We start from the raw sequence: 20,308 nt of genomic DNA on the forward strand, positions 1-20,308 counted from the left end.
TGAAGCCGGGTGAACGCCCAAGCCGGCGGGGCCACCAGCTCCGACCTGCGGATTCCGGTGCCTTGATCCCCTACACCACCTGGCGGGACGCCACCGCCCGAGACCGGGGTCGGCATAGCGGACGGCGTTGCTGAGCACTGGCCGAACACGCTGCTCGGCGGCGAAGCCGACGGTACGGGCCGCCAGCCGAAGGGATCCGGGACCGGTGCCCTCCCGACCGTGCCAGACGGCTTCCAGCCGCAGGGCGTCACCGTAGATCTCCCGCCAGGGAGCGAGCAGCTTCGCGGCCCGGTCCGGACGCCCCGCAACAAGAGCCCGACCCACGTCGGAGGCGGGACCGAGCAGGACAGTCAAGCCGTCGGCGTGGTTGTCGGGCCAGGACAGAAGAGGAAGGGCTTCGGCCGTGTGGGCCGCGGTGACCAGCCGGCACAGATCACCCCACCCCCGAGCTCCGTCACGGGCCAGAAAGGTGACACGCGGTGTCGACTCATCGATGAAGGAACCCCCACGCACCGGAGTACGCCGCCGATCCCGCCGTACGGGATCACCCTCCCGCACCTGCCGGCGACTCCACCGCCAGCTCGGCACCGAACAACGGCCGCACCCCCACCCTCGCGCAGGCCTTGGCGAAACGCACCGCCCCCGCCAGAGTGTCGCGATCGGTGAGAGCGAGAGCGTCCATCCCCCGCTCGGAGGCGCGCTCGGCCAGCGACTCCGGATGCGAGGCCCCGTACCGAAGCGAGAACCCGGAAACGGTGTGCAGATGAGTGAAGCCGGCCATCCGCACACACCTCCCACGCACTCTCGAATCACCTCCACCATAACCAAAAACCGAACTAGTGTGCGACAACCGTTCGACCCTCCCCTACCTGCGGAAATGCGCTGTGACCGTCACCCGCCCGCGGCGAGAAGCCGGGACGGCCGGGTGCAGCCGCGTACGGCGGGAAGGGGCCGGGGCGGGGGGTGTCCGCCCGCAGCGGCGGGCGTCCATCACCGCGCACCCCCCTCAAACAGCAGCACCGCCCGACCGAGGACGGACACCCCCCGCCCCGGCCCCGACCCACCACAAACCGCAGGCGCTACGCGCACCCCCACCCACCCCGCACAGGCGCCGCAGGCATACGAAAGTCCCGCCCCCCACACACGGGGCGGGACTCCGCGCAACCTCAAGCGTGAACCGTCAGCCGATCTCGGTCCCCGTGGCCGACAGCGCCTCCGTCACCGGCTGGAAGAACGTCTCCCCACCGGAGGTGCAGTCCCCGCTACCACCGGACGTCAGCCCGATCGCCGCGTCACCGTCGAACAGCGAACCCCCGCTGTCACCGGGCTCGGCGCAGACGTCGGTCTGGATGAGCCCACTGACCGTGCCCTCGGAGTAGTTCACGGTGGCGTTCAGACCGGTGACCGTCCCGGTGTGCACCTGCGTGGTCGAGCCACTCCGTGTCACCTTCTCGCCCACCGTGGCCTCGGCGGCATGCGTGATGGCCTGCGTGGACCCGTCGTAGAGGTCGACCGCACTCGGATGGTCCACCCCGGCGGTGTACTTCACCAGCCCGAAGTCATTGCCCGGGAACTGCGAGTCGGCATTGGTGCCGATCTCCTCGCCGCTGGAGTCCGACCACGTCGAGATCGCATCGGTGCAGTGCCCGGCGGTGAGGAAGTACGGCTCACCACCCTTGGTCACGTTGAACCCGAGCGAGCACCGCCCACCGGACCCGGAAATGGCGTCACCACCAGCGATGAAGGGCTTGAACTCCCCCTTCGAACGCCGGAGTTCAGCCGTCGAGCCCAGCCCGTCCACGACCTTGCCCAACGTGGCCCACTCGGCCGCCGAAACCGTCTTGTCGGCGGTGACGACCACCTTGTTGCTCACCGGATCCGTCGACCACGACGTACCGGGAATGGTGGCATCCTTCGCCAGCGTCGTCCGGGCACCGTCGAGTTCGGCCAGCGAGTTCGAGACGACTCTGGCCTTGGCCCCGGCCGCTTCGACAGCCTTGGCCGCGGCACCGTCAAGGACGTTCACGACAAGGCTCTTGGCCTTCGCGTCGTAATACGTTCCCGCCGTCGCGGTGCCGAGGTCCTCGCCGAGCGCAGAGGCAAGCTTTCCGGCCGCCGCGACGGACAACGTCCGCGGCGCCGAACTCTTCGCAGGCTCACTGGCGTTCGCAGTCTGGAAGGTGACTCCAGCCGCCACGAGCGCGGCGACACCCGCACCCGCCAGGGCCGCACGCCGCTTGGGTATGCGTCGATGCTTCAACTCAGGTCCTCCTGTGGGGGGTCGGTCCGGAAGAGGTTGTGGGGACCTCGCCGGTCCGGAAGGCGTTGAACGGCGCCCACTATTCCGAGCCCAACAGGAAGCACACAAGGGCGTGTTCCGGACGCGCGTAGAACGCGCTTCGCACGCCCCCATCTCTTTGACAGTCCACGGTCACCTCGCATCTTCGCAGTGCAAACACTACGAGCGAGTAGCCTGTGCGCAGCCTGTGAGGTCTAGTCCTGTCTTGAACTCGACCCTTCCGGGTCCGGATCCATCCGAGGCCCAGCAGCAGGAAGTTGCTGCTGCATCGGTTGCTGCGGAGCCGTCGGCACCGCCTGCTGCGCCCTCTCCAGGAACCGCAACAACTCCACCGGGAACGGCAGAACAAGCGTGGAGTTCTTCTCGGCGGCGACCGCCGTCACCGTCTGCAGCAGCCGCAGCTGCAACGCGGCAGGCGTGTCCGCCATCTGCTGCGCCGCCTCGGCAAGCTTCTTCGACGCCTGCAACTCCGCGTCGGCGTTGATGACCCGCGCCCGCCGCTCCCGATCGGCCTCGGCCTGCCGGGCCATGGACCGCTTCATGGTCTCGGGCAACGAGACGTCCTTGATCTCCACCCGATCGATCGTGACGCCCCACTCCACCGCGGGACTGTCGATCATCAACTCCAGCCCCTGGTTGAGCTTCTCCCGATTGGACAGCAGATCATCGAGCTCGCTCTTCCCGATGATGGACCGCAACGACGTCTGAGCCATCTGCGCGACGGCGAACCGATAGTCCTCGACCCGCACAACAGCCTCGGCCGGCCCGGTCACCTTGAAGTACACGACGGCGTCCACCCGCACCGTGACGTTGTCCCGCGTGATCCCCTCCTGCGCGGGCACGGGCATCGTCACGACCTGCATGTTGACCTTCTGAAGCTTGTCCACGAACGGCACGATCATCGTGAACCCGGGCTCCCGCACCTCGGGCCTGAGCCGCCCGAGCCGGAACACCACACCCCGTTCGTACTGCTTGACGACCCGTGCGGCCGCCATCGCGTACACCACACCGGCGGACGCGAGGGTCACTCCCGCCGCCACCAGCTCCTCGACCATGCCGGCCCCCCAGGGGACTGAGCCACTGAGCCCTGCTTGCCCTTCGACGGTAACCCCGTTGCCCGGACAAGAGGGAGCCCCCGCACGCCACTTGCATGCGGGGGCCACCAACACAGAGCGTCAGCCGAAGCTCACACCGTACGAACCGTCAGCCGACGCTCACACCGTAGTAGCTCAGCGCCTCGGTGACCGGCTGGAAGAACGTCGTACCGCCGGAGGTGCAGTCGCCGCTGCCACCGGACGTGAGCCCGTACGCCACACTGCCGCCGTACAGCGGACCACCGCTGTCGCCGCCCTCGGCGCAGACCGTGGTCTGGATCATGCCGTAGACGACATCGCCACTGCCGTAGTTGACGGTGGCGTTCAGCGCGGTGACCCGGCCGCTGTGCGTGCCGGTGGTGGAGCCGCGGCGGTAGACCGTCGTACCGACACTCGGCGTGGCCGCGCTGGAGATGGTCTGGCTGCCGACCGTGCTCGGGTGCGCGATCGAGGAGTTGGTGTAGCGCACCAGCGCGAAGTCGTTGGTCGGGAAGCTGTAGCCCACGTTGGTACCCAGCGTCGTGGAGTGGCTGGAGTTGGAGTACCAGGTCGAGGCGACCTCACCGCAGTGGCCGGCGGTCAGGAAGTAGTAGGTGCTTCCGCTGTGCACGTTGAAGCCGAGCGAGCAGCGGTAGGAGCCGCCGTAGATCGCGTCGCCGCCGCTGATCAGCGGCTTGAACCGGCCGGCCGTGTGCTTGATGGTGAGGGCACCGGAGTTGGTGCCGGCCTGCCGCTTGATCTTCGCGATCTCGGCCTTGGAGACCGTGCTGTCGACGGTGACGACCACACGGTTGGTCTTGCTGTCGACGGCCCAGGCGGTGCCCGGGACGTTCGCCTTGAGCACGGAAGCGTTGGCGCTCTTCAGCTGGGCCGTGCTGAAGGGTGTGGCGGTGGACGCGTTCGCGCTGGGGACCGCGATCGCTGCGGCGGCCACGAGACCGGTGGTGACGGCGATCAGCCGGGTCCGTCTCGAAATACCGCTGCGGGGGGTGGTGCGCTTGATCCTCACGTTCGTTCCTCCCAAGGGGAAGTCGGTGGGCCCGCGTGGGGTCGGGGCCCGTGAGGCGCAGCCAGAGGCCTGATCGTCCGGATTCCGGACACGCCGTGCCCCTGACAAGCGCTTGCGGGGAGTATTCGGCCGAACGACCGGTAGACGCAAGGGCGCCTTTCGGCCGTCGGCCTGTGAACGAACCATGCGTTCTGGCCAACTGCGCCACCTGCGCCCTGTGGTCGGCGAAGGCGCAGGGCGGCGGTTGGGCGCGGTCGAAGTCCACGGTCGTACGCCCCTCGGCGTCCGGGGCAGCCGGACACAGGAACCGGAAGCGATAACTGAGCGGCGCCGGATCGAAGTCCCGTACGTCCCCCACGCCTTCACGCACCAGCACGACCAGCCGCTTGCTCGCCGTACGCCACCCCGGGCCGCGTCCACCCACGGCGGTCGGCGCCATGCCGTCGCTCTCGGACGCCCGGATCCCCGGGATGTCCGGAAGCCACCCGTCCGGATAGTCCTCGAACCTGGGGGGCGCCCCCAGGCCGTTCAGGCCCTGGGGAAGGGTGCCGGTCAGCGCGAGCGGCCCGTAGGGCGCGGAGACGGACTCCACGCGCTGCTCGTGCCACTGCTGTGATCAACCCTTCTCCACCGGGTCGGGCAACCCGAGGTGTGAGCGCAGAGTGGTGCCCTGGTACTCCGTGCGGAACGCGCCGCGCTCCTGCAACAGCGGCACCACCCGGTCCACGAACTCGTCGAGCCCGCGCGGGGTGATCACCGGCTGGAGGATGAACCCGTCGACGGCGTCCTTCCGCACGAACTCCTCGAGCTCGGTGGCCACGGCCTCCGGTGTCCCGATGAAGGACTGCCTGCCGCTCGCCTCGATCACCGTCTGCCGGATGGACAGTCCCTTCTCCTTCGACAGGGCCCGCCACTTCTCGGCGATCACGAGGGTGTCGCGGCGCCGGGTGCGCCCCTGGGCGATCCCGGACTCGGCCACCGGGTCGATCTCGGGAAGCGGCCCGTCGGGGTCGCACGACGACAGGTCGACGCCCCAGATCCGCTCCAGGACGAGGATCGCGTTCTGCGGGGAGACCTGCTGCCGGCGGATCTCGGCGGCCTTCTCCTGCGCTTCCGCCGCCGTGTCGCCGAGGACGACGGTGACGCCCGACAGGATCTTCAAGTCGCCTGGTTCACGGCCGTACTTGGCGAGCCTGCGCTTCACGTCGGCGTAGAAGGAGCGCCCCGCCTCCAGCGAGCCATGCCGAGTGAAGGCGACGTCGGCCGCGGCGGCGGCGAAATCGCGGCCCTGGTCCGAGTCGTCGGCCTGGATGACGACCGGGTGCCCCTGGGGTGAGCGCGGCACGGTGAACTCGCCCGCGATGTCGAAGTGCCGGCCGCGGTGGGCGAAGGGCCGGGAGATGCCGTCGGGGGTCCAGGAGTCCCACAACTTCCGTGCCACCTCGACGAATTCGGCGGCCCGCGGGTACCGGTCGGCCCGGTCGAGGTAGCCGCCGCGGCGGAAGTTCTCACCGGTGAAGGCGTCGGAGGAGGTCACCACGTTCCAGGCCGCCCGGCCGCCGCTGAGATGGTCCAACGTGGCCAGTCTGCGGGCGAGTTCGTAGGGCTCGTTGAAGGTGGCGTTGACGGTGGCGGCGAGGCCGAGGTGCTCGGTGACGCCTGCGAGGGCGCCCAGCACGGTGAGCGACTCCGGCCGCCCCACCACGTCCAAGTCGTGGATACGGCCCTTGTGTTCGCGCAGCCGCAGCTCCTCGGCGAGGAAGAAGAAGTCGAAGAGGCCGCGCTCGGCGGTGCGGGCGAGGTGCTCGAAGGACGAGAACTCGATCTGCGACCGGGAGCGCGGGTCGGCCCATACGGTGGTGTTGTCGACGCCGGGGAAGTGCGCGGCCAGGTGGCAGTGCTTTGTGAGCGGCTCCTGGCCGCGGGGCTTGCGCGCGGTCCGTCGTACGGTCATGACGCTCCCCCTGTCACAGCCGGCACGGCGTACTGGTTGGCGGGCCTGGCGAGGCCCAGATGCTCCCGGAGCGTGCTGCCCGGGTAGAAGGTGCGGAACAGACCGCGGTGCTGGAGCAGCGCGACCGTGCCGTTGACGAGCCGCTCCAGGTCCCGGCGCGGTTCGACGGGCGTGAGGTGGAAGCCGTCGACGATGCCGTCGGCGTGCCAGGAGGCGATGAGTTCGGCGAGGTCCACCGGGCCGCCCCGGTACAACGGGCCCTGTGCGGTCTGCCGGGGGCCACCCCCGCCGTGGCCCGGTTCGGCCGCGTGCTCGCCGTCACCGAGGTCGACGAGGAGGCCAGCGAGGACCCGCAGGGTGTCCGGGGCACGGCCGAACTTCGCTGCACCGGCCCGGAGTTGGTCGCGCACCGCGGCCGCCTGCGCGGGGCTCACCGCCCGCACCAGGGCCACGTCGGCGTGCCGGGCGGCGGTGCGCCGGGCATGTCCGTCGGTGGCGTCGACCACACGGACCGGGTGGCCCTGCGGTGGGCGGGGCACGATCGAGGGGCCCTTCACCGAGAAGCCGGTGCCCTCGAAGTCGACGTGGTGCAGCTTGTCCCGGTCGACGAAGCGGCCGGTGGCCACGTCCCGTATCTCGGCGTCGTCCTCCCAGCTGTCCCACAACCGCGCGGCGGCGTCGGCGACTTCACCGGCCTCCTGCCACAGGTCGTCGGCGGGCGCCGCGTGCCGGCGGCCGAAGAGGCGGGCCTCGCCCTCGCTGGTCGACACGTCGATCCGCCAGCCGGCCCGGCCGCGGCTGGCCCAGTCGAGGGTGGCGACGGCGGCCTGCACATGGAAGGGCTCGGTGTGTGTGGTGGTGACGGTGGGCACCAGGCCGATACGGCTGGTGGCGGGCGCGACACGGGACACCACGGCGAGCGCGTCGAGGCCGGGGCGGGCGAAGGTGTCGCCGAGGGTCACGAAGTCGAGTCCGCCGCGCTCGGCGAGCCGCGCCAGCTCGACGTAGGAGCCGGCGTCGTAGACGGCCTCCTGATCGATGGCGGCGGCCAGGTGCAGCAGCCCCCGGCCGGGGGATGAGGTCATGTGGGGGAACCCTTTCTTTCCACTGGTCAGAGGACTTGGGAGAGAAACGCCCGGGTGCGCTCCTGCTGCGGCCGGTCCAGTACGTCCGCCGGTGTGCCCTGCTCGACGATCCGTCCGTCGGCCATGAAGACGACCCGGTCGGCGACCTCGCGGGCGAAGCGGGGTCCAGGAGGTCGGGTTCATGCGGCCGGGATGTCATGCGGCGCCCGGGAGGCGAGTTCGGCCAGGAACCGCAGCACGGCCCGCGCCGCCGCGTCGTTCTGCCGGAACGCGGGACCGCCGGTGCGCGGCCGGGTGAAGGCGCCGGGCGTACGCCCGTCGGTGAACGGGCCGAGCGCGAAGCGCCGGGGATGCGGCCGTCCGGCCCGGTCGAGGACCCGCCCGTCACCCGGCTCCACCCGCAGCAGCCCTTCCGGTGTCTCGGTGGCGCCGTCGGCACGCAGCTCCCGGAGCAGCCCGTCCCGCGCCCGCTCGACCGTCGGCTCGGGCAACCGCGCCTCCACCAGCGCCCGCGCCTCGACGAAGGCACCCGGCACGGTCGCGCTCGACGCCCGGAACACCCCGTCCTCGGCGGTGACGGCCACGTCGGCACCCAGGAACTTCAGCACCCCGGCCCGGGACAAGGCGAGCATCTGCCGCAGCCGGGGCCCTGGCGGCCCGGACGCCAGATAGCTGAAGAACCCGTGCCACCAGGGCCCGATGTCCCCGAGCCTGATGAGCTGCCCGTACACGGAGAGCAACCCGAGGAAGACCGCCAGGTCCGGGCTGTACTCGGGATCATGACGTCGGCTCAGGTCCTGCTCGACATACGTGCGCAACCCGTCCTGGAACTCGTCGAACGACCCGTACCGCACCCCGTCCAGGGGATGGTCGAGCGCGACGAGGTCCAGCCGGTCGGCCGGGTCGGGCACGGCGGACGCCACGAGCGCCCGGATCTCGGCCGCGCTCCCGGCGGCGTACTTCTCCTCGAAGTCGCCCCAGGACATGCTCGTCCGCTCCGGATGCACGGTGAACAGCCGGTGGTAGTGGGCGAACCCCAACTCCTTCTCCACCAGCGGCCACACGTCCCGCCGGAACTCGAACCCTCCCTCCCGACCGAGCAGTTCGTCGATCTGGGTCGGCCCGAAGAACCGTGGCAGCGGCGGCCGTTCACCGCTCCAGTCGTATCCGATCTTCGAGTGGTACGGCACTCCGCGCCGCGACCCCACGTACAGCACCGGCTCCCGCCCGGACGGCACATAGGTGTCGCCCTCGTACCGTCCGCCACGCCCCTCGGTGAGCAGCACCATCAGGTCGACGAAGGCGAGCCCGAACCCCCGCACCAGAACCGGCTCACCGGCCGTCAGCGCGGACAGGTCGCTGTCGGCGGTGAAGTCGGGCGGCAGATAGACGAGCCCATGGGCCTCGGCATACGCCGCCAACTCCCCCTGCCGCTCGTCGGGTTCGGCGTCGAGATGACCGATCGCGAGCACGACGAGGTCGGCGAGCAGCGGCTGTGGCCGACCCTCGAGCCACACCTGCTGCCGCCCCTCGCGCGGCCCGCTGACCCGCAGGGCGCGACGAGGATGGTGATGAACGGTGACGGACGGGGGAAGTGCCGCCACGGCCTCCTCGTGCACCCATCTCAGATACGCGCCCTGCAGCTGCCGGTCCGCGAAGACACGGCCGTCGATGCCGGCCCATTCGTGCAGGGTGGGCCCCTCTCGCACCGGGCCCTCCATGACCACCGTCTCGTCGGTGAACATGGTGGCGTCCTCGGCGTGGGTGTTCATCCACAGCAGCGGCGACTGCGCGGCGCGCCAGATCCGCCCGGCGCCCGGTTGGTACGGGTCGACGAGATGGATGTCGAGGCCCGAACCGTCGTACAGCTCAGGGGCGTTGGCGGCGATCCGTTCGATGAGACCGGTCCCCCGCGGCCCGGCCCCGACGATCACCAGGGATGCTCTCGACGCGCTCATCGCGCACGCTCCGAACCGCGCGCGTAGTACTTCTGCACGTAGTACTGCCCGACACCGAGCACCGAGGTCACGACGGTGTACCAGACGGTCGCCACCATCAGCAGTGGAATCACCCGGTAGGTCCGGTGGTGGATCAGCTGCACCGAGAAGAGCAGGTCGCTGACCGCGATGACGCTGACGATGGAGGTGCCCTTGAGGGCGCCGATCAGGATGTTCCCGGCGGGCGGCACGATGGAGCGCATGGCCTGCGGCAGCACGATCCGCCGCCGGCGCCGCCACCGGCTCAGCCCGAGGGCCTGCGCGGCCTCGATCTGTCCCCGGGCGGCGGCGAGGACCGTCCCGAGGGCAAAACCGAGCACCATCACCACAGTGGTCAGCCACAGGGTGAGCCACAGCCCCCGCACCACGGAGTCGGAGGTGAAGTAGTCGGTGACCGCGCCCCACTGGAACGCCCGGTTGCGCAGAACGGAGTTGACGGCGAGCCCCAGAAGCGCAAACACGATCACGGCGGCGGTCCACTGGCCGTACCGCCGCAGCGGCACGATCCGCAGGGCATCGGCCTGCTCGGGTATGTCCGGGGCGGCCGGGACTTCGGCAAGGGTGTTGGAAGACATGCGAAGGCTCCGTGACGTTCAGTTCGAACACGGGTGGGTGCCTTCACACGGGCGCGCCGCGCGGCGCGATACGGCCGAGCCCCTCAGCAGGGCCGCCCGTCGACTGTACGGCGCCGTTTCCCCTCACTGTCAAGGCTGTCCATCATGTGAGCCGCACGTCTCAGGTCAGTTGACGCGGAACCGGATGCCTGTTCCACTTGGCCCATGCATCCACAGCAGTGGCTGGTCACGCGCTCCCACATCGACTTCGGTCGAGTGTGGTCCTGTTCCTGTTGAGCCGACTCCACTGCGCGCCCGCGCTCTGACCCCTTGATCCCGCGGGGCGCTTTCCGCGTTCTCCTTGCCCCACGCCTTCACACGCGCACCCCTCCCCTCGCGCTCCTTCACGCCTCCTGCTGTCAGGAGACCGCACGCCATGCGTCGTACGTCCACGCGTACGGCACCCCGCCCGGCACCACCTACCTGGACGACGGCAGGACCTGACCGGCCAGGACGTCGACTTCGCGGACGCGGTGGCCAAGGTGCTGGGCATCAAGCTCAACACCCGGGAGGCCGGCTTCGAGGCGATCCTCCCGGCCCTCGACAGCGGCAAATACGACGTGGGCGCGAGCAACTTCGGCGTCACCGACGAACGCCGCCGGCCGAGGTGCTGACCGCCAGGGTCAGAGCGGTGATGGTCTGCACGGACGCCGGCAAGAAGGCGTACAAGGTGCAGACCACGGCGAGCAGGGCGCCATCTGGTCCTCGCTCCAACAGGGCCGCAGCGACGTGGTGATGTCCACCATCAACGGCCTCCGCTACGCCGTGGCCCAACGCACCCGCTACCGCACCATGGCCACCCGCTTCTTGGGCGCAGCCCGAACCCCGATCACCCGATCCATCAAGGCCCCCAACACATCCCTCACAGACGCCCGCTCCCGAGCATCACACTCCAGCACAGGCACATCCGCACTCAACCCCAAGGCCTCCCGCACCTCCTCCAGCTCGAACCGCTCGGCGCCATCGAAGCGGTTCACAGCCAGAACGAACGGCGCACCCTGAGACTCGAAGTAGTCGACGGCAGGAAAACACTCCTCGATCCGCCGCGTGTCCGCGAGGACCACCGTCCCCAACGCCCCTTCCACCAGGTCGTCCCACAGGAACGAGAACCGATCCTGCCCGGGCGTCCCGAACAGATACAGCGCGATGGCCGGATCAAGCGTGATACGCCCGAAATCCAACGCCACCGTGGTCGTCGTCTTCGACTCGATCCCGTCCAACGAGTCGACCCCCACGGAAACCTGCGTGATCGCGGCCTCCGTGTCCAACGGCTCGATCTCCGAGATCGCCCCGATGAACGTGGTCTTGCCGACCCCCAGCCCCCCGCTCACCACGATCTTCACGGCGAGCGGCACGATCCTGTCAGAGCGCCCGGACATGATCCCTGATCCTTTCGAGCATCTGGAGCGGCAGCTCCGCGGGTTGCCGGCAGTCCAGCCGGCCGGCCACGACGAGGTCGGAGACCAGCACCTTGGCGACTCCGAGCGGCACACCGACCCGTGACGCCACCTCGGCCACCGTCATCGGCTCCTCGCACACCGCGACAATGTGCCGCCGTTCGAACGTCAGCGTCTCGTCGGCCGCACCGACGGCGACGACCAGCGTCTCCAGCCGCAGATCCGCCTGGAGCGGCTCGGCCCGGCCGCCGGTGATGATGAACGGCCGGACGAACGTCGCGTCCTCAACCGGTTCTACGTTCCTGGGCTGTTCGCCGTTCACCGCGGCAACGCCTGCCGCAGATCGGCGATGAGCGTGGGCGTGAGCAGATCACCCGCCCGCTCGGCGAGCACGGCCATCTCGTAGCCGACGAGCCCCAGCTCACCGCTGCTGTCGGCGAGCACCCCGAGACAACTGCCGTCCCGGATCGCGGAGACGAGCAGAAAACCCCGTCCCATCTCGATCATGATGAGCTTGACCCCGTCGAAGCCGTACCGCTTGGACGCACTGCGCGCCAGGCTGGACAGCCCGGACACGATCGCGGCGAGATGGTCGGCCTCGGTTCGCCCGAGCCCGTCCGACACGGCGATCAGCAGCCCGTCGGAGGAGACGGCGACCGCGTCCCGTACCCCGTCGGTGCTCCGGACGAAGTTGGCGAGCAGCCAGTTGAAGGTCTGCGAGTCGTTGTGGGCGTCGACGGCGGTCACCGGGCGTCACTCCCGTTCTTGTCGTCGGCCTTGTGCTGCTTCTCCTTCTCCACGCTGATCGCACCTCGCATATGCGCACTGCGAAGGGTGGAGAGCATCCCGGAGACCTCTTCGGGGCTGCGGTCGGGCGTGCGCTCGACGGGAGCGGAACGCTCCTGCCGGTCGGTCTCGCTCATGGCGTCCGAAATGGCGCTGCGCTGCGGCCGTTTGACGAGCCCGTTGCGGGTACGGGCGGCTGATGTGCCTTTCCCACCGGCACTCTTGCTGTCGCTCACCTTGGTGCTCCCCTTCGCCTCGGCCGCGACCGCGACGAGTTCCTCGGCGGGCGCCGCCTCCTCCTTGCGCGGCGCGGGAAGCACCGGCTTGCCGTCGGCCTTGTTCCCGCCCTCGCCCACACTCTTCTGCTGCAGAGCCTCCGTCAGCAGCGACACGGGAATCAGCACACGTGCCACCACCCCGGCCGCCGGCGCCTCCCCGAGCCGTACCTCGATGCCGCACTTGCGGGCGAGGGCGCCGACCACGAAGTGGCCGAGGAACCGGGTGGGTTCGGCCATGAAGCCGGCCGTGCCGGACAGTCGTACGTTGGCCTCGGCGAGTGCCTGGGTGTCCATGCCGAGCCCGTGGTCGACGATCGCGACCAGATACCCGGCGCTGGTCCGCCGCCCCTCGATCTCCACGTCGGAGTCCGGCGGTGAGAAGCTCAGCGCGTTCTCGATCAACTCGGCGAGCAGATGGGCGATTTCCGCGACGACCGACCCGCTGATGTGCGCGGGCTCGATCCGCCGCAGGTTGACCCGGCGGTACTCCTCGACCTCGGACAGCGCGGCGCGCAGTACGTCGGTGAGGGCCAGCGGGGTGGCCCAGGGCCGTGGGCTGGACTCACCGGCGAGCACCAGCAGGCTCTCGGCGTTGCGGCGCATACGCGTGGCGAGGTGGTCCAGTTCGAAGAGGTTGGCGAGGGTGGCCGGGTCGGCGTCCTCGTGCTCCAGCTTGTTGATGAAGCTGATCTGACGGCGTACCAGGTTCTGGTTGCGGCGGCCGAGGCTGACCAGCGAGTCGGTGGCGTTGCGGCGCAGCACCGCCTGCTCGGTGGCGAGGTCGAAGGCGGCCCGCTGCACGCGGTCGAACGCCTCGGCGACGTCCCGCACTTCGGCGCCCGCCCTGCTCGACAGGACGAGCGGAGCGGGCGCCTCGGGGCTCGCGCCGGAGTCCGCGTCCTGCACGGCGGCCACGGCACGCGGCAGCCGCTCCCCGGCCACCTCGCGGGCCTGCTGGGCGAGTGCGGCAAGCGGAGTGGAGACGGACCGCACACAGTCGAGGGCGAGGGCGCCGAGCGCGCCGACCGTCACAAGGGCGAGCAGCAGGAAAAGGAGCAGGTCACGCTGGGCGTTGCTCTCCAGCGCGGCGGCCCGGTTCTCGACATCGGCGCCGAGCTGGATCTGCACGTCCCGCAGCCCGTTGATGGTCGAGGTCGTCGCGTCCCACCAGGCCATCGGCCCGATGGCCCGCGAGCTCAGCTTCCCGCCGCCGTGCACCGCGACGCCCTCGTACGCGAGCATGCGCTCCGCGTCCGGCATGGTCATGGCCGCGTTCAGACGGCGTTCCTGGACGCCGGTGGCCGAGCGCGGGAAGGCGGCGAGCGCGGCCTGGCGGGAGGCCCTGATCTGCAGGAAACGGCTGTAGTCGTCGCCGCGGAAGTGCCCGCCGGAGGCCCGCACCGAGCCGAGCACGATGGCCCGCTCCTCGCCGGTGAACTCCTTCGCGTTGCCCAGGATCTGCAGGGCCTGGTAGGCGCCTCGCAGAGTGCCGTCGTGCACCTCGTCGAGGCCGAGGTCGAGCCGGTCGAGGACGGTGATGGTGGTGGTGAAGTAGTCGAAGGTGTCCTTCACGACGCCGGTGTGGTCGTCGGCGTGCCGGCGGATGCCGTCGAGCCCGTCCAGCCGTCCGAGCGACTCGCGCACGGAGCCGGCTGCGCTGTCGTCGCGGCCCCGGAGCGCCGTGTCGAGCGCGGTCCGCGCGGCGTCGGTGGCCTTGCGCTGCGCGGGCAGCTTGGTCCTGAACTGCCAGACGCCGCCCACGTATCCGGTGGTGAGCCCGCGTTCCTTCTGCAGCTCGTGGACGAGTCTCTGGAGGGTGATCTCCAGTCGTGCGTTGTCCTCGGTGTCGGCGGCGTTGCGATACGCGGAGATCTGCTCGGCGGCCGCGAGACCGAGCAGGGCCAGCAGGACCGCCAGGGCGAGGATCAGGATCCTCAGCAGCCTGGCGCGGATACTGGTGGTCGCTTTTGCTGTGTCGTCCACTGAAGTGCCTTATATGAGGGGCGATTTGGGACAGAGTCAGAAATGGTTCTGCTGCCCGGCCAACGACCTTCACGAGGCACCGGTCACCGGATCATGTTTTTGTTTTGCATTACGGAAACAGGATCTCCGCGAATCACCAGGTGGCCGCGGCACCCGGCATCTGCCGCGCGTACTCCGTATACGACACCCTCAGTAACAGCCACCGCGGCGGACGCCCCAGCCGACGCGGCGTCAGCTCCCCTGCGCATCACGGCCCTCGATTCACCCGTACGTCCCACACGTCACCCATACGCCGCGAAGAATCATATTTCACTCACAGTCAGCAGCCGTGTACGGCAGGACCCTTGGGGCACCCGGCCTCTCGACGTATTCGCTGTGCACCAGTACCGTCACAAACCCCCCGCGCGGCGTCTATCCACTTGGCGCGCCGTCCGCATCATGGATGACCATAGGGATGCGTAAGCAAGAAAGACCGCTGTGAGAGGAGGCGTCCATGGGATCGGTACGCAAGGCGAGCGCCTGGCTTGGCCTCGTTGACGACAACGATGACGAGCGTTACTACGACGACGACTACTCCGAAGGGACCGAGCAGCCCGGGGATGCCTGGGTCACCGACCCCAGGGTCAAGGTGGCCTCGGACGTCGCCGAGGAGAAAGGCCGCCGCATCGGTACGGTGACGCCGGACAGCTTCCGGGACGCGCGCGCCATCGGCGAGCTGTTCCGCGAGGGCGTTCCGGTCATCGTGAACCTCACGGCCATGGAGGCGTCGGACGCCAAGCGCGTCATCGACTTCGCGGCCGGCCTGACCTTCGGCCTGCGCGGCACCATCGAGCGGGTCGCGAACCGTGTCTTCGTGCTGACCCCGGCCAACACCGAGATCGTCAGCGGCGAGCCGGCCGCGCGCCGGGAGGACGGTTTCTTCAACCAGAGCTGAGGCAGGGCCGCTCACCGGCCCTGCCCCCGCGCAGGGTTGACCGGCTGCATCAGGACCGGCTTCTACCGGAACGCGTCGAGTCCGGTGAGCGCCTTGCCGAGCACCAGCTGGTGCATCTCGACGGTGCCTTCGTACGTCAGCACCGATTCGAGGTTGGTCGCGTGCCGCATGACGGGGTATTCGAGGGAGATCCCGTTGGCACCGAGGATCGTGCGTGCCGTACGGCAGATCTCGATGGCCTCTCGCACGTTGTTGAGCTTGCCGAAGCTGACCTGCTCGGGACGCAGGCGGCCGGCGTCCATACGGCGCCCCAGGTGATGGGCGAGCAGAATCCCCTTGTGCAGTTCGACCGCCATGTCGGCGAGTTTGGCCTGGGTGAGCTGGAAGCCCCCGATGGGCCGCCCGAACTGCTCCCGCGTCTTCGCGTACTCGACCGCGACCTCGAAACAGCTGCGCGCCGCCCCCATCGCACCCCACACGATCCCGTAACGGGCATGGGAGAGACAGCTCAGCGGCCCCTTGAGCCCGACGACCTCCGGCAGCACGGCATCCGCGGGCAACCGCACGTCATCGAGCACGAGCTCACTCGTGACACTCGCCCGCAGTGACCACTTGTGCTTGATCTCGGGAGCGGCGAACCCGGAACTGTCCGTCGGCACCACAAACCCGCGAATCCCGTCATCGGTCTGCGCCCACACCACCGCGACCCCGGCGACGGACCCGTTGGTGATCCACATCTTGCGCCCGTTGAGCACCCAGTCGCCACCGTCACGCTTGGCGTACGTCCTCATGGCTCCGGGGTCGGACCCATGATCGGGCTCGGTCAGACCGAAGCACCCGATGACCTCACCGCTCGCCATCCGGGGCAGCCATGCCTGCTTCTGCTCCTCGCTCCCGAACCGGTGGACGGCGTACATGGCGAGGGAGCCCTGCACGGACACGAGCGACCGAATCCCGGAGTCGGCGGCCTCCAGCTCCAGACAGGCGAGCCCGTACTGCACGGCACTGGCCCCCGCACACCCGTATCCCTCAAGGGACATCCCGAGCGCCCCGATCCCCCCGAGCTCACGCGCGAGCTCCCGGATCCCGGGCAACTCCCCCTTCTCGTACCACTCACCGACATACGGCACCACCCGCTTCGCGGCCCAGTTCCGCACGGTGTCCCTGATGGCCAGGTCCTCCGGCTCAAGGAGATCGTCGATGCCGAGAGGGTCGGCGGGGTCGAACGGGGGCAGTTTCGAAGACGCAGCCATACCCTAAAACTAGCACCGCTAGTTACAACTGAGAACCCAACGCCCCCGTCGGCAGCCGCCCTCGCCCCGCCTTCTTTCCGCCGCGACGGCGCTCACCCCGACGGCGCATCCCAGCGGCGCATCCCGGCGGTGCCGAACCCACCGCACCGCACGAAACACCATCACCCACCGCACCGCACGAAACACCATCACCCACCGCACCCAGCGACACACCGCCCCCACCCGCACCCCGCGACACCCTCCACCACAAGCCGCCGACAGCGGGCACCCCCACAGGAGACGCCCACGCACCGGCCGACCCGCACGGATGGGCGGGTGGGCGGAGGTCAGGCGGAGACGCGGGACTCGGCGACTTCCCGAGGCGCGGGCAACTCCACCGGCCCGACAACCTCGCCGCACTGCATGACCCGCGGCAACCGCAACGCCATCACGGCCCCCAGCACCAGCAACCCCGCACTCACCAGCAACGTCACATGCAGCCCGTGCACGAAGGAGTCCCGGGCGGCTCGACGCAGGGCCACCCCGACGGGCCCGCCCAGACGCCCGGCAACGTCATACGCCTCCCCGAGCGAATGCCCCGCCGCGGCCGACGCCGACGCGGGTACACCGGGAACGGACGACAGACCCGGCGCGTACGCCGCGTTCATCACGCTCCCCAGGAGCGCGATCCCGATCCCCGCCCCCAGCTGGTACGACGTCTCCCCGATCGCCGCCGCCCCACCCGCCTGCGCCGGCGGAGCCTCGCTCAGCATCGACTCGTACGCCCCGAAGAGCGTCGTCTCCAGCCCGAACCCGAGCAGCAGGAACCCGAACACCAACAGCGCCGGGTTGTCCGTCCCGCCCATCGCGGTCAGCATCAGCACCGCTCCGGCCGTCAGACAGAACCCGAAGCACACCATCAGACGCGGCCCGAAACGCCGCAGCATGCGCGCCCCGGCCAACCCCGCGGCCATCGCGGCGAACGTCAGCGGCAGCAGCCGTAGACCCGTCTCCAGCGGCGACAGCTCCAGCACCAGCTGCAGATACTGCGCCGCGATCAGCTCCAGGCCCACCAGCGCGAGCATCGCCAGCACGATGCAGCCCACCGACGTGCTGAACGCCGGTCGCGCGAACATCCCCAGGTCCACCAGCGGATGCGCCCGCCGTCGTTGACGCCGTACGAAGAGAACCATCAGCACCACGCCCACCACCAGCGGTGCCAGCGTGAACACACCGGCCGGCGGCTCCCCGCCACCGAGCCGCTTCACGCCCAGGACGACACCGAACAGCCCGGCGGCCGCCATCAACGCGCCCACGACATCCCAGGGACCGTCGGCCGCGCCCTTCGACTCGGGCAGCAGCAGCCGCCCCACCGGCAGGCTCACCAGCATCAGCGGGATGTTGACCAGGAAGACCGAACCCCACCAGAAGTGCTCCAGCAGGAAGCCGCCCAGCAGCGGTCCGACCGCCGCGCCGACCGCGGCCACCGCGCTCCACACACCGATCGCGAGCGCCCGCTCACGCCGGTCGGGAAAGACCTGGCGGAGGATCGACAGCGTGGCCGGCATGATCATCGCGCCGCCGACGCCGAGCAGCGCCCGCGCGAGGATCAGGACCTGGGGGTCGTGGGCGAGCGCCGCGACTCCGGAGGCGACGCCGAAGAGGCCGTAGCCGAGCAACAGAATCCGTCTGCGGCCGACCCGGTCGCCCAGCGTGCCGAAGAGGATCAGCAGCGAGGCGCAGACCAGCGGATAGACATCGACGATCCAGAGCAGCTCTATCGCGCCGGGCTTCAGGTCCTCGGTGACCGCGGGGACCGCGACGTGCAGCACGGTCGCGTCGACCGCGACCAGCAGCAGGCTCACACAGAGGACGACGAGGACGACCCAGCGGTTGGCACCGGCCCCGGCCGCCCGACGGCGCAGCGCAGCGGCGGCCGTGGTCGTCCCGGACATGTACGTACCTCCCAGATGCTTCCTCGCGTTCGGCGGGCACATGGGGTGGGGACTCCCCATGATCTCGGCCGGAGAGGAGCGGTGGTCTCCGGCCCGCGCAGCGAAGGCGAGTGACACGTCAGCGTACGCGAGTTCGCGCCACGGTCACGTGGCGGACCTCTCAGACTCCGTACGGAACTCGTGTGGCGTACGCCACTCCCCCTCACCTGGGACCACGCACCGCCCGGCCACCCGGTTCCGCCGCCGGTCGATAATCGAGCCCGTGACCGATCTTGCGACGCGCGTCGATCCACCCCGCGCTCCCGCCCCGCGCCGCGCGGCCCCGGCCCTCCTCGGGTACGCGGCCGTGCGCGCCCTGGGGCTGGTCGTGCTGGCCGTGTGGAGCGCCGCGCGCGACAAGAGCGCGTACACACTGCTGACGGCCCGCTGGGACTCCCTGTGGTACACGAGGGTCGCGGACCTGGGATACGGCTACGAGGTGCGGCTCCCGAACGGCGACGTGCACTCGAATCTCGCCTTCTTCCCGCTCCTCCCCTGGCTGGAACGCCTGCTGCACGCGATCACGCCCCTCTCCTACGCCGACTCCGGCTTCGTCGTCAGCCTGCTCTTCTCGCTCGCGGCGGCCTGGGGGATCTTCGCGGTCGCGGAGCATGTGTACGGCCGCAGAGCCGGGGTGTGCGCGGTGCTGCTGTGGGCCGTGCTGCCCGTCGCGATCGTGCAGTCGATGGCGTACAGCGAGTCGCTGTTCACCGCGCTCGCCGCCTGGGCGCTGTACGCGGTGCTGACCGGCCGCTGGCTGACGGCGGGCGCGCTGGCCGCGTCGGCGGGGCTTACCCGGCCGGTCGGGCTCGCCGTCGTCGCCGCCGTGTGGACGGCCGGCATCGTCTCTTTCGTGCGGGACCGAGGTGCGGCGGACGCGCACGGCGCCCACACGCGCGTGCACGCCCCCGTGGCGTCCACAGAGGGCCCTGTGAGGCGCGTTCCGGCATCCGACGGCGCACCGGCCACCTCACGCGCCCCCGGCGCCGTACGACGCGCCCTGGCCCTCCTCCTCGCCCCGCTGGGCGCCGCCGGCTACGTCCTCTGGGTCGGCCACCGCACCGGCAAGGGCCCCCTCGGCTATCTCGACGTCCAGGCAGGTTGGCGCAACGGCTTCGACGGCGGCGCCGCCTTCGTCCGCTTCGTCGCCGGCAAGTTCACGTCGGTCCCGGGCGCCCTGGCCGGTATCGGGATCGTCGTCGGGGTCGGACTGGTGATCTGGCTGTACGTCGTCTGTGTACGGCAGCGCCAGCCGCTTCCGCTGCTGGTGTACGCGGGTGTGGTCACCGCCCTCGCGCTGTGCGCGTCGAGCTACTTCGGCTCGAAACCGCGCCTCCTGCTGCCCGCGTTCCCGCTGCTGCTGCCGCTCGCCCTGGCGCTGGCCCGGCTGCGCACGTCCAGGTCGACGCTGGTGGTGGGCGGTGTCGCGGCGCTGTCGGCCGTGTACGGGGCGTTCTGGCTGAACGGCTCCGGGCCACCGTGATCGACTTGCGGAACGCATGAGCGTCCGGAGAAATCCGCCCCAGCATTCGGTGAACGAATTCAAAAGTCCAACAAAACTGAATCGGGGAATGATCAAAGGAATTGAAGGAGGCGGCCGCCCGACATTGCGGATTCCTTGGAAATAAAGCCCCTCCTGAGAGCAATCCCAC

Annotated in this window: 15 protein-coding genes and 4 pseudogenes; 3 read left to right on the forward strand and 16 right to left on the reverse strand. The window is 69.9% G+C overall.

What is annotated here, in order from left to right; all coding sequences use genetic code 11:
- From ACWC09_RS34175 to ACWC09_RS34220, 10 genes and pseudogenes are all read right to left on the reverse strand, one after another.
- Window positions 1-781, reverse strand: a pseudogene (locus ACWC09_RS34175) (PHP domain-containing protein); the annotation flags it as partial.
- A gap of 399 nt (window positions 782-1,180) precedes the next feature.
- Window positions 1,181-2,260 carry a S1 family peptidase gene (locus ACWC09_RS34180; RefSeq protein ID WP_450854813.1) on the reverse strand — a complete coding sequence of 360 codons (1,080 nt, stop codon included), beginning with the start codon at window positions 2,258-2,260 and terminating at the stop codon, window positions 1,181-1,183.
- 233 nt (window positions 2,261-2,493) lie between these two features.
- Entirely contained in the window at window positions 2,494-3,354 is an 861-nt protein-coding gene (locus tag ACWC09_RS34185; RefSeq protein ID WP_450854814.1) for a slipin family protein, read from the reverse strand.
- A gap of 148 nt (window positions 3,355-3,502) precedes the next feature.
- Window positions 3,503-4,402, reverse strand: a complete 900-nt coding sequence (locus ACWC09_RS34190; protein WP_450854815.1) for a S1 family peptidase — start codon at window positions 4,400-4,402, stop codon at window positions 3,503-3,505.
- A 217-nt stretch (window positions 4,403-4,619) separates the two neighbouring features.
- Window positions 4,620-4,994, reverse strand: a pseudogene (locus tag ACWC09_RS34195) (hypothetical protein); the annotation flags it as partial.
- 24 nt (window positions 4,995-5,018) lie between these two features.
- A complete protein-coding gene (locus ACWC09_RS34200) occupies window positions 5,019-6,356 on the reverse strand; it encodes an NtaA/DmoA family FMN-dependent monooxygenase (protein WP_450854816.1) in 1,338 nt (445 codons plus the stop codon).
- Window positions 6,353-7,441 carry an LLM class flavin-dependent oxidoreductase gene (locus ACWC09_RS34205; protein ID WP_450854817.1) on the reverse strand — a complete coding sequence of 363 codons (1,089 nt, stop codon included), beginning with the start codon at window positions 7,439-7,441 and terminating at the stop codon, window positions 6,353-6,355. The genes ACWC09_RS34200 and ACWC09_RS34205 overlap by 4 nt, the downstream gene beginning before the upstream one ends.
- A 26-nt stretch (window positions 7,442-7,467) precedes the next feature.
- A pseudogene (locus ACWC09_RS34210) lies at window positions 7,468-7,599 on the reverse strand (ectoine/hydroxyectoine ABC transporter ATP-binding protein EhuA); the annotation flags it as partial.
- A 21-nt stretch (window positions 7,600-7,620) separates the two neighbouring features.
- Window positions 7,621-9,399 carry an FAD/NAD(P)-binding protein gene (locus ACWC09_RS34215; protein ID WP_450854818.1) on the reverse strand — a complete coding sequence of 593 codons (1,779 nt, stop codon included), beginning with the start codon at window positions 9,397-9,399 and terminating at the stop codon, window positions 7,621-7,623.
- Window positions 9,396-10,013, reverse strand: a complete 618-nt coding sequence (locus tag ACWC09_RS34220; protein ID WP_450854819.1) for an ABC transporter permease subunit — start codon at window positions 10,011-10,013, stop codon at window positions 9,396-9,398. The genes ACWC09_RS34215 and ACWC09_RS34220 overlap by 4 nt, the downstream gene beginning before the upstream one ends.
- A 438-nt stretch (window positions 10,014-10,451) precedes the next feature.
- Between ACWC09_RS34220 and ACWC09_RS34225 the strand changes: the two are divergent.
- Window positions 10,452-10,829, forward strand: a pseudogene (locus ACWC09_RS34225) (transporter substrate-binding domain-containing protein); the annotation flags it as partial.
- Window positions 10,830-10,834: 5 nt separating this feature from the next.
- On the opposite strand, the gene ACWC09_RS34230 reads toward ACWC09_RS34225, so the two are convergent.
- Genes ACWC09_RS34230 through ACWC09_RS34245 form a run of 4 tightly spaced genes read right to left on the reverse strand, consistent with a single transcriptional unit; the run spans window position 10,835 to window position 14,496 of the window.
- Window positions 10,835-11,431: a GTP-binding protein gene (locus tag ACWC09_RS34230; RefSeq protein ID WP_450854820.1), complete on the reverse strand. Its 597-nt coding sequence runs from the start codon at window positions 11,429-11,431 to the stop codon at window positions 10,835-10,837.
- Window positions 11,415-11,771: a DUF742 domain-containing protein gene (locus tag ACWC09_RS34235; RefSeq protein ID WP_450854821.1), complete on the reverse strand. Its 357-nt coding sequence runs from the start codon at window positions 11,769-11,771 to the stop codon at window positions 11,415-11,417. Before ACWC09_RS34235 ends, ACWC09_RS34230 begins: the two co-directional genes overlap by 17 nt.
- Complete coding sequence (locus ACWC09_RS34240; protein WP_450854822.1) at window positions 11,768-12,196, reverse strand: roadblock/LC7 domain-containing protein; 429 nt, start codon at window positions 12,194-12,196, stop codon at window positions 11,768-11,770. Before ACWC09_RS34240 ends, ACWC09_RS34235 begins: the two co-directional genes overlap by 4 nt.
- Window positions 12,193-14,496, reverse strand: a complete 2,304-nt coding sequence (locus ACWC09_RS34245) for a sensor histidine kinase (RefSeq protein WP_450854823.1) — start codon at window positions 14,494-14,496, stop codon at window positions 12,193-12,195. The genes ACWC09_RS34240 and ACWC09_RS34245 overlap by 4 nt, the downstream gene beginning before the upstream one ends.
- 493 nt (window positions 14,497-14,989) lie before the next feature.
- On the opposite strand from ACWC09_RS34245, the gene ACWC09_RS34250 reads away from it, so the two are divergent.
- Window positions 14,990-15,430: a cell division protein SepF gene (locus ACWC09_RS34250; RefSeq protein ID WP_450854824.1), complete on the forward strand. Its 441-nt coding sequence runs from the start codon at window positions 14,990-14,992 to the stop codon at window positions 15,428-15,430.
- A 62-nt stretch (window positions 15,431-15,492) separates the two neighbouring features.
- On the opposite strand, the gene ACWC09_RS34255 is transcribed toward ACWC09_RS34250, so the two are convergent.
- Together ACWC09_RS34255 and ACWC09_RS34260 are read right to left on the reverse strand one after the other, a co-directional pair.
- Window positions 15,493-16,683: an acyl-CoA dehydrogenase family protein gene (locus tag ACWC09_RS34255; RefSeq protein ID WP_450854825.1), complete on the reverse strand. Its 1,191-nt coding sequence runs from the start codon at window positions 16,681-16,683 to the stop codon at window positions 15,493-15,495.
- 326 nt (window positions 16,684-17,009) lie between these two features.
- The gene (locus ACWC09_RS34260) at window positions 17,010-18,617 is read right to left on the reverse strand and encodes an MFS transporter (protein WP_450854826.1); all 1,608 of its coding nucleotides are present in this window, start codon (window positions 18,615-18,617) and stop codon (window positions 17,010-17,012) included.
- Window positions 18,618-18,879: 262 nt separating this feature from the next.
- On the opposite strand from ACWC09_RS34260, the gene ACWC09_RS34265 reads away from it, so the two are divergent.
- Window positions 18,880-20,139: a glycosyltransferase family 39 protein gene (locus ACWC09_RS34265; protein WP_450854827.1), complete on the forward strand. Its 1,260-nt coding sequence runs from the start codon at window positions 18,880-18,882 to the stop codon at window positions 20,137-20,139.
- Window positions 20,140-20,308 lie beyond the last annotated feature (169 nt).

Source organism: Streptomyces sp. NPDC001617 (genome assembly GCF_053596855.1).